Annotated in this window: 11 protein-coding genes; 3 read left to right on the forward strand and 8 right to left on the reverse strand. The window is 62.6% G+C overall.

Annotated features, from left to right (window positions below; all coding sequences use genetic code 11):
* Nucleotides 1-49: 49 nt before the first annotated feature.
* From guaA to ABDK06_RS04495, 3 genes are all read right to left on the reverse strand, one after another.
* Complete coding sequence (gene guaA, locus ABDK06_RS04485; protein WP_394939336.1) at nt 50-1,657, reverse strand: glutamine-hydrolyzing GMP synthase; 1,608 nt, start codon at nt 1,655-1,657, stop codon at nt 50-52.
* A 336-nt stretch (nt 1,658-1,993) separates the two neighbouring features.
* Nucleotides 1,994-2,470 (reverse strand): DUF3817 domain-containing protein, encoded by a 477-nt coding sequence (locus ABDK06_RS04490; protein WP_394939338.1) that lies wholly within the window; start codon nt 2,468-2,470, stop codon nt 1,994-1,996.
* Nucleotides 2,467-3,300, reverse strand: a complete 834-nt coding sequence (locus ABDK06_RS04495; protein ID WP_394939340.1) for an SURF1 family protein — start codon at nt 3,298-3,300, stop codon at nt 2,467-2,469. Before ABDK06_RS04495 ends, ABDK06_RS04490 begins: the two co-directional genes overlap by 4 nt.
* Nucleotides 3,301-3,412: 112 nt before the next feature.
* Here ABDK06_RS04495 and ABDK06_RS04500 point away from each other — a divergent pair, with 112 nt between their 5' ends.
* Nucleotides 3,413-5,101 carry an ABC transporter transmembrane domain-containing protein gene (locus ABDK06_RS04500; protein ID WP_394939342.1) on the forward strand — a complete coding sequence of 563 codons (1,689 nt, stop codon included), beginning with the start codon at nt 3,413-3,415 and terminating at the stop codon, nt 5,099-5,101.
* A gap of 4 nt (nt 5,102-5,105) precedes the next feature.
* Nucleotides 5,106-6,926, forward strand: a complete 1,821-nt coding sequence (locus tag ABDK06_RS04505; protein ID WP_394939344.1) for an ABC transporter ATP-binding protein — start codon at nt 5,106-5,108, stop codon at nt 6,924-6,926.
* A gap of 23 nt (nt 6,927-6,949) precedes the next feature.
* Here ABDK06_RS04505 and ABDK06_RS04510 read toward each other — a convergent pair whose 3' ends face one another.
* Both ABDK06_RS04510 and ABDK06_RS04515 read right to left on the reverse strand, forming a co-directional pair.
* Nucleotides 6,950-7,264, reverse strand: coding sequence for an AzlD domain-containing protein (locus ABDK06_RS04510; RefSeq protein ID WP_394939346.1), 315 nt, complete (start codon nt 7,262-7,264; stop codon nt 6,950-6,952).
* Complete coding sequence (locus tag ABDK06_RS04515; RefSeq protein ID WP_394939348.1) at nt 7,261-8,019, reverse strand: AzlC family ABC transporter permease; 759 nt, start codon at nt 8,017-8,019, stop codon at nt 7,261-7,263. The genes ABDK06_RS04510 and ABDK06_RS04515 overlap by 4 nt, the downstream gene beginning before the upstream one ends.
* 84 nt (nt 8,020-8,103) lie before the next feature.
* Between ABDK06_RS04515 and ABDK06_RS04520 the strand changes: the two genes are divergently transcribed.
* Nucleotides 8,104-8,667: a helix-turn-helix domain-containing protein gene (locus ABDK06_RS04520; protein WP_394939350.1), complete on the forward strand. Its 564-nt coding sequence runs from the start codon at nt 8,104-8,106 to the stop codon at nt 8,665-8,667.
* 29 nt (nt 8,668-8,696) lie between these two features.
* On the opposite strand, the gene ABDK06_RS04525 is transcribed toward ABDK06_RS04520, so the two are convergent.
* From ABDK06_RS04525 to ABDK06_RS04535, 3 genes are all read right to left on the reverse strand, one after another.
* A complete protein-coding gene (locus ABDK06_RS04525; RefSeq protein WP_394939352.1) occupies nt 8,697-9,194 on the reverse strand; it encodes a PTS sugar transporter subunit IIA in 498 nt (165 codons plus the stop codon).
* Complete coding sequence (locus tag ABDK06_RS04530) at nt 9,194-10,912, reverse strand: glycerol-3-phosphate dehydrogenase/oxidase (protein WP_394940797.1); 1,719 nt, start codon at nt 10,910-10,912, stop codon at nt 9,194-9,196. Before ABDK06_RS04530 ends, ABDK06_RS04525 begins: the two co-directional genes overlap by 1 nt.
* 198 nt (nt 10,913-11,110) lie before the next feature.
* Nucleotides 11,111-12,238 carry a GuaB3 family IMP dehydrogenase-related protein gene (locus ABDK06_RS04535; protein WP_394939354.1) on the reverse strand — a complete coding sequence of 376 codons (1,128 nt, stop codon included), beginning with the start codon at nt 12,236-12,238 and terminating at the stop codon, nt 11,111-11,113.
* Between the last annotated feature and the right edge of the window lie 135 nt (nt 12,239-12,373).

Genomic DNA, 12,373 nt, shown 5'->3' on the forward strand with positions numbered 1-12,373 from the left:
AGGCGAAAATCATTGTCTATGACTTCGCTGAACGGCTGGAAAGCCATTCTCACTCCCATTCAATGGTTCCCGGCGGCTTGCTCGTGACGTCCAGCACCACCCGGTTGACGCCGTCCACCTCATTGGTGATCCGGTTGGAGATCCGGGCCAGCAGATCGTAGGGCAGCCTGGACCAGTCAGCGGTCATCGCATCTTCGCTGGACACTGGACGCAGCACAATGGGATGCCCGTAAGTGCGCCCGTCCCCTTGCACTCCCACGCTGCGGACGTCGGCCAGCAGCACAACCGGCATCTGCCACACCTCGCTGTCCAGTCCGGCTGCGGTGAGCTCGGCGCGGGCGATGGCATCGGCTTTTCTGAGCAGTTCGAGCCGTTCAGCGGTGATCTCTCCGACGATCCGGATGCCGAGACCTGGGCCGGGGAAGGGCTGCCGTCCGACGATTTCCGCGGGGAGGCCGAGCTGAGCGCCCACCGCACGGACCTCGTCCTTGAAGAGCGCCCGCAGCGGCTCAACCAGTTCGAATTGCAGGTCTTCCGGCAGGCCTCCCACATTGTGATGGCTCTTGATATTGGCAGCGCCTTCGCCGCCGCCCGACTCCACGACGTCGGGGTAAAGCGTGCCCTGCACCAGGAATTTGATCTGCTCGCCTTCGCTGCCAGCTTGTTCGATGAGCACCTTTTCGGCCTCTTCGAAGGCTCGGATGAACTCACGACCGATGATCTTGCGCTTGGTCTCCGGGTCGGAGACCCCTTCCAGCGCTCCCAAGAAACGCTCTGCTTCGCGGGCGACATAGAGTTTGACGCCGGTCGCGGCGACGAAGTCCCGCTCTACCTGTTCCGCTTCGCCCTCGCGGAGCAAGCCGTGGTCAACGAAGACGCACGTCAACTGATCACCCACGGCGCGCTGCACCAAGGCTGCGGCTACCGCTGAGTCGACGCCGCCGGAGAGTCCGCAGATCACCTTGCCATTGCCGACTTGCTGCTGGATCCGGGCGACCTGCTCCTCGATGACGTTGCCCGTGGTCCAGTTCGGCTCGAGCTTGGCCTCGTTGAACAGGAAGTTCTCCAAGACCTTCTGACCGAAGGCCGAGTGCTTGACTTCAGGATGCCACTGCACCCCGAAGAGACATTTCTCGGAATTCGCGAAAGCGGCGACCGGGGCTCCCGCGGTGCTGGCGAGCACTTCAAAGCCTTCGGGAGCCTGCTGCACCGAATCTCCGTGGCTCATCCAGACGTTCTGCTGCTCCGGGATGTCGCTCAAAATGGAACGGCTCGCTCCGGTGCTGGTGGCATCGGTGGCACCGTATTCGCGCAGTCCGGTCTGCGCCACGGTTCCCCCCAGCGCGCGGGCCATCGCTTGGAATCCGTAACAGATACCGAAGACCGGGACACCCGCTTCGAAGAGGTCGGCTCCCACTGACGGAGCACCTTCGGCATAGACGCTCGAAGGCCCACCGGAGAGAATGATCGCGGCCGGATTCTTGGCCAGCAGCGCTTCGGTGCTCAGGGTGTGCGGCACGATTTCGGAGTACACCTTGGCTTCACGCACTCTACGGGCGATCAGCTGAGCATATTGTGCACCATAATCCACCACAAGAACGGGGCGGTGTGCGGTCTGGGGCTCTGCGGGCGAGGCGGTCGCCGGAGTCGTAGTCACCAGTCAATCTTACCCAAATCTAGATAGCTGGATATCTAGATCGCTAGCCATCCCCTCAAAGATTGACCGAGCACTGCCCTCGGTCCCGGGTGCTCGCAACACCGTTGCGGGCTTGAAACCACCTCAAGGCTAGGAGACTGGGAGGCCAGACGTTCAGCTGCACCGTGATCCGGCATGGCGGAATCCGAGCTGGTTGATCTCAGCCGACACCGCGTCGAGGGAGAGCCCGAGCACGCCGGCGATCGCCGCGAGGGAGCTGAGATCCTGGCTCTGTCGCGCTAAGTAGCCCGTGGCGCGGCAAGCAATTCGCAACGTCTCGGAACTCGGTAGCGTTTATCAGTAGCGTTTAGTGGCTTGCGGATTGGCTTCCAGCTCAGCCAGGGTCTGCGTGTGGATCCCTCGCTCCACGAAGAAGGAGAGGAACGGCACCACCCCGCCCAGGGCGATCAGGATGAACTTACCGAAAGGCCAGCGCATCAGAGACCACAGTCGGAAATCAGAAATCAGGTAGACGACGTACATCCAGCCGTGCACGATCAGCACTGCAGTGGAGAGGTTGAAACCGCCGGTCACCGAAAAAGAGCCGTCCTGAGCCACCGAGGCGAAGCCGAAGCCATGGGAAGCGCCCGTTGTGGCATCGGTGCCGCCCACCATGAGCACTGATTGGAACCCGTAACGGATCACCAACTCGGCGGTCAGCAGCAGCAAAAGCACGCCAGTGGTGTAGGCGAAGACCTTGTAGAAGCCCAGGGCGGAGCGAATCTGGGCGACAGTGCCGCCGAATCGCCGCTTTCCGGCACTGCTTGAACTCACTGTTTTACCTCTTCTGCTTCCGCTGTTGTTTCTTCGTCTGTTTCTTCGTCATAGAACTCGGGTTCAGTGGCCCGGCGATAGTCATCAGCGACCAAGCGCCACCACATGAAGATGGAGAAGCCTGCGAAAACTACCCACTCGACGGCGTAGAAGATATTGAGCCAGTTGACCGGCTGTTCCACGGGCTGCGGGCCCACCGAGATCCCTTTGAGATCACCGGCGACCGCGTGCGCACCGAGGTCTCCTTGCGGACCGATCTCGGTGAAGGAGACGATGAAGCCGGAGTAGCTATTGACCTGCCAGAGGTTGATCAACTCGGCGGTCGACAGCGCAGCTACCTGCCCGGCGGCGAGTTCCTTGTCCAGCACGGGAGCCTCGGGAGGCAGCAATCTGCCGGTCAGCTTGAGCTGCCCGACGGGCGGGCTGTCGAGCTGACCGGGGTCGGCCAGCCAGCCCCGGGCCACCGGGATGACGGTCGTGGATTCGCTCGCTCCAGCTTTGAGCACCGGGGCGCCGTCGACCACGAAAGCCGTCACCACCCAGTACCCGCTGACGCCGTCCTGCAAGCGGTTCTTGACCAGAACCTGTTTGGAGGCATCGAAGTGGCCGTTCAGGCTCACCAAGCGATCCGCCACGCTGGCGGGCATCTGCTGCCCCGGGGCGAACACCGAAAGCAAAGGTTTCAGTTCCTCAGTGGCCACCGCGGGCGGCTCGGAGCTCTGTGTTGACCGGGAAAATTGCCATTGACTCAGCAGCACGAAAACCGTGGATACCACGAGCGCCAAGAGCAGGGCGGCCATCCATCGGGGCTTCAGGGCTGTTTTGAGCACCTCTTAACGGTACGTCGTCAGGCTATGGAAAAACGAACGGAGCGGCTGAGAGCCTCCCTTTTCCTCACCCAGAAGACTAGGCTTGATCTTTGTGCGCAGCTACCCCTATCCAATGGCGGATCCGACGGAAGTCCGTTCTCCGGTCCGTTATTTAGCCTGGCTGGGGCTGCAACAACTCCCGAGTCTGGCCGCCGGTGTGCTCTTCGGATCGCTCTGGCTGCTCGCTCAGGCCCTGATGCCCTTGGTGCTCGGCTGGGCCATCGACTACGGCATCAACGAGAGGAACTGGAACACCCTGCTGCTCTGCGCCGCAGGTATCGTGCTACTGGGTGCCCTACAGGCCGTTTTCGCGGTGCTGCGGCACCGGATCGCGGTCTCCAATTGGTTGCAGGCCTCTTTCCGTTCGGTGCAGCTGATCGGGCATAAGATCAGCCGAACCGGGGCTGCGCTGCCCCGGGCGATTTCCACCGGAGAGCTGGTTAATACCGCGGCTTCAGATGCCACCCGAATCGGCCAGATCTACGATCTGACCGCCAGGCTCTCCGGAGCACTGCTCTCCTATCTGCTAGTCTCCCTGCTGATCTGGCAGATCTCCTGGGGGCTCGGGCTCACCGTACTGCTGGGTGTGCCGGTCTGCTGTGCGCTCTTGCTGTTCATCATCCGCCCGCTCCAGGCCCGCCAGCGGGAGCAGCGCGAGATGGCGGGCAAGATGACCGCGGTCGGCGCGGATACCGTGGCCGGCCTGCGGGTACTACGCGGTATCGGCGGTGAGCATATCTTCGTCTCCCGCTATCGTGAGCGCTCCCAGCAGACCCGGTTTAGCGGGAACAAGGTAGCTCGTTCGGTGGCCACCCTGGAAGGCACCCAGCTGCTGGTCACCGGCGGTTTCAGCGTGCTCTTCACCTGGCTGGGTGCCGCTATGGCGCTCCGCGGAGAGATCAGCACTGGCGAGCTGATCTCGCTCTACGGCTTCGCGGTGTTCTTAGTGACCCCGGTCCGGATTCTCTCCGAGATGGTCTCAGCCGCGATTCGCGGCTACGTCGGTGCACGCAAGACCATCGCGGTGCTCTCCACTCCCCCGGCCTTCCACGACGTCGGAATTACGGCTGCCCCCTCGGAGCCCACCGTGCTCAGAGACAGCGCGAGCGGAGCGACGCTTCACCCCGGGCGGCTGACCGCCCTGGTCAGCCAGCTTCCCGCAGCCTCAGCCGAGCTAGCCGAACGATTGGGGCGTTTCGACGACGCCGTGCTCACCGAGCACCCGGTGTTCTGGGGCAGCACTGACACCCGTGAGATCCGATTGGCCGAGCTGCGTAGGCGGATTGTGCTGAGCGAAGCTGACCCTCAGTTGTTCTCCGGCTCACTGCGCGAGTTGCTCGACCCGGCGGCGAAGAACTCCGACCAGCGGATCCTAGGAACTCTGGAGAACACCAGTTCGCTGGATATTCTGGATGGCCTGCCCGAGGGCCTGGATCATCAGGTCACCGAACGCGGCCGTGGTTTCTCCGGCGGTCAGCGGCAGCGGCTGGCGCTCTGCCGGGCCTTGCTCAGCGATGCTGAGACCTTGCTGCTCGTGGAACCGACCAGTGCGGTGGATGCCCATACCGAAGCCCGTATCGCCGCCAATCTGCACCAGGCTCGCGCCGGGAAGACCACACTGCTGGTTACAGCCAGCCCGTTGCTACTCGGGGTCGCCGATGAAGTGCTCTTCATGGTCGACGGGAAGATCTCGGCTCGGGGAACGCATCGCGAACTGCTGCAGCTAGCTGAATACCGAGGGGTGGTGATCCGTGGTGAATAACAATATGACAGATCGGCTCGATTCTGTGGACGACGTCGATCAGCTCAATGCCGAGAACGCCCCACTGCAGGATTCGAGCAGCCTGGGTGATTCCAAGCTGCCCATCTCGAACCAGACGCAGGTGCGGGCGGAAGCCAGGCGGTTACTCAAGCAGCACCGGATCGCCCTGGTGAAGATGGTCACGCTCTTCGTGCTGGCCGCGGTGGCCGGTTTGGCGGGCCCGGCTCTGCTGCGGATCCTGATCGACGACATCAGTGCGGGCACCACGATGGAGCATGTGGTGCTGATCGGTGTCCTCTTGCTGATCTTCGTCCTGCTGCAAGCGGTACTGCAGAGATTTGCGGTCACCGCGAGCATGATTCAAGGCGAGAAGGTCTTCGCGCAGCTGCGTGAGGAGTTCATGGAGCAGGTCACCTCACTTCCGCTGTCCACCGTGGAGAAAGCAGGTACCGGCGATCTGGTCTCCCGCACCACCAACGATGTGGAGGCGGTGTCCTTCGCGGTGCGCTTCGCGGTGCCGCAGATCCTGGTCGGGGCAGTGACCCTGCTGCTCACCCTGGTGGCGGCCGTGGTGGTTTCGCCCATTGCAGCACTCTCGCTGCTCGTCGGGCTGCCCTTGCTGATCCCGGTCACCCGCTGGTATCTGAAGAGATCAGCGGTCGGCTATGCCTCCGAGCGGGAAGCCTATTCCACGATCAACGGAGCCATCTCGGAGAGCGTGGAAGGCGCGTTCACGGTCGATGCGCTGGGTCTGGGCGAGCAGCGGCGCACGAAGATCAATGCCGGACTGAAAGGGGCCTTCAACGCGGAGCGCTACACTCTGTGGCTGCGTAGCTGGCTTTTCCCGATCACCGAATTCGCCTTCTGGCTGCCCGTCGCCGTGGTCCTGGTCTGGGGCGGCTGGCTCGCCTCGCAGGGAATCGTCAGCGCCGGAGTGGTGGCCGCCGTCGCACTCTATGCGGTGCAGATGGTGGATCCGGTGAACACCCTGATCATGTGGCTCGATGAGCTTCAGGTCGGCACCGCTTCGTTAGCCCGGATCACCGGCATCAAAGAGGTTCCACCGGATAGGACCACCACGGACGCGGTGCCGGAGAACGACGATATCGTGGTCTCCGGGGCGCGCTACGCCTACCGCGCCGGCCATGATGTGCTACACGGCGTGGATCTGAGCTTGCGCCGCGGCGAGCGACTCGCCGTGGTCGGCCCCTCCGGCGCGGGTAAATCCACTCTGGGCAGGCTGATCGCCGGGATCCATCCGCCCACCGCGGGCAGCGTCACCGTCGGCGGCGTTCCCTTAGTGGACCGGCCCCTCGATCAGCTGCGCACCGAGGTGGTGCTGGTCACCCAGGAGCATCACGTCTTCGTCGGCTCGGTGACGGACAATGTGCGACTCGGCCGAGCGGATGCAACACTCGCCGAGGTTGAGGCCGCACTGGCCGACGTCGGAGCCTTGGAATGGGCACGAGGTTTACCCGAAGGATTGGAGACCGAGGTGGGCTCCGGAGCTTTCGCGCTGACTCCCGCGCAAGCCCAGGAAATCGCCTTGGCCAGACTGGTGCTCGCCGATCCGCACACCCTGGTACTAGACGAGGCGACCTCCTTGATCGACCCGCAAGCGGCCCGCGATCTGGAGCGTTCGTTGAACGCGGTGCTCAGCGGACGCACCGTCGTGGCGATCGCGCACCGGTTGCACACCGCGCACGACGCCGACCGGGTCGCGGTGGTGGAAGGCGGCAGGATCACCGAACTCGGCTCGCACGACGAACTGCTGGCGCTGAACGGCTCTTACGCCGCGCTGTGGAACTCCTGGCGGACTGAGTAGTCAGCTCACGGACTCCATCGGGATCAGGGCACCCCGAGCAGTCGAAGCCCAGCCGCAGTCAGCGCAGCGGCCAGCACCACCAACACGAAGGGTGCCTTACGCCAGGCTAAAATACCAGCCAGCAACACACCCGCAGGGCGGGCAAAACCGGCAAAGCCATGCCCCTCTACAAACGCACTTGTGAGCACCAGACCGCCAAAGAGCACCACGACGGCGACGGTCATCAAGCGTTCAACTCGTGCCGAAAGCTTCATTCGTTGGCGCAGCGCCACCCCGCCGAAGCGGAAGGCAAAGGTGGCAAGGCCCAAGAACACGGTTGCCAAAACCAGACCGATCATGGCAGCAACCCCGCTTCGCCATTACGACCCTCACTGGATTGCGTCGTTGTATTCGGTGTTTCTTTGCGCGGCCAGGCGGTAAACATTCCGGCTAATCCGAGCAAAACCGGCAACCCCACGGGCAAGACTGGCGCGCTCAACACAGCAATCAAACCACCCAGCAGGGCGGCCCGCAACAGCGCAGAATCCTTGAGCGAGGGCAAGAGCAACGCTAAAAGCACCGCTGGGAACGCCGCATCGAGGCCGAAGACCGAAGTATCGCTGATGAATCCGCCAGCATAGACACCCAGCAAAGTACCCAGATTCCAGCACAGGAAGAGCCCAATGCCGCAGGTCCAATAAGCCACCCGTCGGCGCTGCAGAGTATTTTGCGCCATGCTAAAAGCTACCGTCTCATCCGCCATCAGATAGGCTCCCCAGAGCTGGTGAGATCGCTTCTCGCCCAGTACATCGGCCACCGCCAAGCCCAGCGGAATATGTCGAAGATTGACCAAGACGCCGGCCAGCAGAGCCGCAAAAGGGTTACCACCCGAGGCCACCAGAGCGATGAAAATAAACTGCGATGCTCCGGCGAAAACCACCACTGAGAGCAATATGGGTAGCCAGAAAGGAAGTCCCGAACTCACCGCAATCGCACCGAAAGAAGCTCCCACTAAAGTGTCAGCCAGGCACACCAAAGCGATATCCCGCACCAGACTGCGGTGTTGTTGGTAGTTCTGCCAGATTGAACCGAGGGTTCGTCTTATCGAACGCATGTCTAATATAATGGAACATATCGTAATGTTCGTCAAACAGAACGATCGACTTCTATATCGAACGCTGGAGAGGACTGCAGATCAATGGCTGAGCCACAGAGCGCGCAGTTGCTGGCCATGATTGCCAATAGCCTGCAACGCGAACGGCATCGTGCCAATATTTCCTTGACCGAATTGGCTAGGCGAGCAAAAATCTCCAAATCGACGCTCTCCCAACTCGAGTCCGGTCAGGGCAATCCGAGCGTTGAGACGCTCTGGGCGCTCAGCGTCGCCCTAGGCATCACCTTCGCCGATATGATCGACTCGCCCCGACCGCAGATTCGGCTGATTCGCGCCGGTGAAGGCGCTGTGGTCAGCTCGGAAAAGGCCAACTATTTAGCCACCGTACTATCGTCCAGCCCACCCAATACCCGCCGAGATATTTATCAGCTACTCGCCCAACCCGGTAAGGACCGGCAATCCGAGCCGCATAACGCCGGCGTCGTGGAACACGTTATTCTCAGCAGTGGCAGGGCCATGGTTGGGCCGGTCGATAACCCGGTGGAGTTATTTCCAGGCGATTACCTCAGCTACCCTGGCGATCTGGCGCATATTTTTAGCGCTCTTGAGCCGGACACCCGCGCCGTCCTGATCTCGGAACAACCCTAAACGCCCGCTGAACACCTTTGCTAAACGAGCTAGTGCTCGGAGAACACCGGGGTGGAGTTGATCAGTTCTGAAATCACTTCGGCGTCGTGAGCTCGGCGCAGCGACTCGCGGAAGTTCTCCTTGGAGAGGGCGCGCGCCAAAACAGCCAGCACCGATAGGTGCTGAGAGAAGGACGCCGCCGGAGTGCCGATCAGCAGGATCACATTGGCCGGGCCATCCGCGGCACCGAAGTCCAGGGCATGGCCATATTTGGTAATGCCGACCGCCACTGTGGTCTGCTGCACGAACTCGCTGCGGGCGTGAGGCAAGCCAATGCCGCCCGGCAGCCCGGTGGCGAGCTGGTGCTCACGGGAATTGATCTGCTCAAGGAACGCGGGCAGATTCGAGACCCGTCCAGTAGCGTGCATCCGCTCGGCAAGTTGAGCGGATGCATCCTGACGGGAATCGGCGACCATTTCCAGGATCACCAGATCCGGGGTGGTCAGCTGGGCATCGTAACGTTCCCAGTCCTCCTCAATATCTGCCATCAGCGCGTTGCAGCCCCGTCCGAGATATCCTCCACACCGAGCCTGACGGCGTCGGCGGAAGCGTCATCGGGCTGCTCTTGGCTCAGCCGCTCGGCTTCCACCCGGGCCAGGTAGTGCTTGACTTCGCTCTCCTGCTCGGCCTTGCTCCAACCCAGGATCGGGGCCATCAGCTCGCCCACCACGGGGGCCGCAGCCACTCCGCGATCCCAGGATTCAATCGAGATCCTGGTCCGCCGGGTCAGTACGTCATTGACGTGCAAAGCGCCTTCCTGCGAGACGGCGTAAACCACCTCTGCGCGCAGATAGTCATCGGCGCCGGGCAGTGGTTCTGCGAGCGAAGGATCCGTTTCGATGAGCTTGAGCACCTCGGAGGTCAGCGAACCGTAACGGCCCAGTAAATGCTCGATCCGAGCCGCGTGCACCCCGGTTTCCTCGGCGGTGCGATTACGCCGGTTCCAGGCGGCTTTATAGCCCACCGCTCCGAGCAGCGGGATGGTCTCGGTGCAGCTCTCCGGCACTCGTTCGTCGAGTGTTCTGGTCGCTTCGTCGACGGCGTCCTTGGCCATCACTCGATACGTGGTGTACTTGCCGCCGGCCACCACGACCAGGCCTGGCACCGGATGGGCCACCACGTGCTCGCGGGAGAGCTTCGCCGTCGAATCGTTCTCTCCGGCCAGCAAGGGACGCAATCCTGCGTAAACGCCCTCGACGTCCTCTCGGGTGAGTGGCCGTTTGAGCACCTTATTGACGTGTTCCAGCACATAGTCGATATCGGCTGCGGACGCCGCCGGGTGGGCCTTGTCCAGCTTCCAATCGGTGTCCGTGGTGCCGATGATCCAGTGCCTGCCCCAGGGGATCACGAAGAGCACTGACTTCTCGGTGCGCAGAATCAGCCCAACGGTGGACTGGAATCGATCCCGCGGCACCACCAAGTGGATGCCCTTGGAAGCGCGGACTTTGAGCTGGCCACGGTCAGTGACCAGGGCTTGGGTCTCATCGGTCCAGACGCCGGTGGCGTTCACCACCTGCTTGGCCCGAATGTCGAATTCGCTGCCGTCGAGCTGATTGCGGACTCGGGCACCGACCACCCGTTCGCCTTCGCGCAGGAAGTTGACCACCTTCACCCCATTGGCCGCATAGGCCCCGTAGGAGACTGCGGTGCGCACGACGTCGGTGACCAATCGCGCGTCATCGACTTGCGCGTCGTAATAGCGGATCGAACCGATCATCGCATCGTCTTTGAGGCTGGGCGCCGCGCGCAGTGTGCCGCGTTTAGTCAGATGCTTGTGGAAGGGTACGCCACGGGAGTTTCCACTGGTCAGGCCCAGGGTGTCATAGAGCATGATACCGGCACCGACATAGGGGCGTTCAACGAAGCGCTTGGTCAGCGGGTAGAGGAAGGGCACCGGACGGACCAAGTGCGGGGCGATGCGCTGAATGAGCAGTCCGCGCTCTTGCAGAGCTTCCTGAACCAGGGCGAAATCCAGCATCTCCAGGTAGCGGAGTCCACCGTGAATCAGCTTCGAGGAACGACTCGAGGTGCCGGAAGCCCAGTCGTTCATCTCGACGATGCCGACCTTGAGGCCCCGGGTCACGGCGTCGAGCGCCGAACCTGCACCCACCACCCCGCCGCCGACGATCAGCACATCGAGTTCCTGCCCGGGCTGCATCGTCCCGGCCAATGCGTCCAAGGAGGTTTGGCGGAACTCCGGACTCAGGCTCCCGGCTGTATTCACTCCAGCTTTCGAAGCGTCAGCGCTGCTTTTAGCAGGGTTGGACGCCGTGGTTCGAGTTCGTGGTGTTGGCACAGGAGCCTCCTCAGATAGCCGATAACTCAACAATAGTTCTTCCCGACCTGATGGATGACGCCTCAGCTCGAAATCTTCAATCACACAGTGAGTAGCACGGTGGGCGGCTCAGTACGGCGAGACGACGACCTCGACGCGCTGGAACTCCTTCAAATCGGAGTAACCGGTGGTCGCCATCGAACGCCGCAGGGCGCCCATCACATTGGACGTGCCGTCAGCGTGGTGCGCCGGCCCGAAGAGCACTTCCTGAAGCGGCCCAACGGTTGCCAGTTCGACCCGGTCCCCTCGGGGAAGCTCAGAATGATGGGATTCGGCTCCCCAGTGCCAGCCTTTACCGGGAGCTTCCTCGGCGCGCGCCAGCACGGTGCCGAGCATCACGGCGTCGGCTCCCATCGCGATCGCCTTGATAATGTCGCCGCTGGTACCCATCCCGCCGTCGGCGATCACATGGACGTAGCGTCCGCCAGATTCATCCATGTAGTCCCGGCGTGCGGTAGCGATATCGGAGATCGCACTGGCCATCGGCGAGTGAATGCCCAGGGCCCGCCGGGTAGTGGAACTCGCGCCGCCACCGAATCCGACCAATACCCCGGCGGCACCGGTACGCATCAAGTGCAGCGCAGGGGTGTAACCCGCGGCACCGCCGACGATCACCGGCACATCGAGTTCATAGATGAACTGCTTGAGGTTGAGCGGCTCACGGTCCTTGGAGACGTGCTCGGCGGACACCGTGGTCCCCCTGATCACGAAGATGTCGACGCCGGCCGCGAGCACTGTCTTGTAGAACTCCTGGGTGCGCTGCGGGGTGAGAGCACCGGCGACGGTGACCCCGGCAGCACGAATTTCAGCGAGCCGCGAGGTGATCAGCTCGGCCTGAACGGGAGCTTCGTAGAGCTCCTGAAGCCGTCGGGTCGCGGCTGGGCTGTCGGCGGTTCCCTTGAGTTGGGAGATCTCGTCCAGTACCGCTTGGGGGTTCTCGTAACGAGTCCAGAGCCCTTCCAGATCGAGCACTCCCAGGCCGCCGAGCTTCCCGAGTGCGATTGCCGACGCCGGGGACATCACCGAGTCCATCGGGGCGCCGATCACCGGCGTCTCGAACTGGTAGGCGTCGATCTGCCAGGAAATCGACACCGCTTCAGGGTCGCGGGTCCGCCGGGAGGGAACAATAGCTATCTCGTCCAAGGAGTACGCTCTGCGCCCCCGCTTGCCACGGCCGATCTCAATCTCGTAAGTCACCACTCCAGCTTAGCGGGTGTGGCTTCCCTCAGCAGCAAACCCTTGCGGGAATAAGAACGCCCGCCAGGGGTCCCCGACCGAGGCACGAGGTTGGGGGAAGCGGGGGTTCGTTAGCGGGTGGGAGTTACGACGGAG

Source organism: Psychromicrobium ferritrahens (assembly GCF_043789415.1).
GTDB lineage: Bacteria > Actinomycetota > Actinomycetes > Actinomycetales > Micrococcaceae > Renibacterium.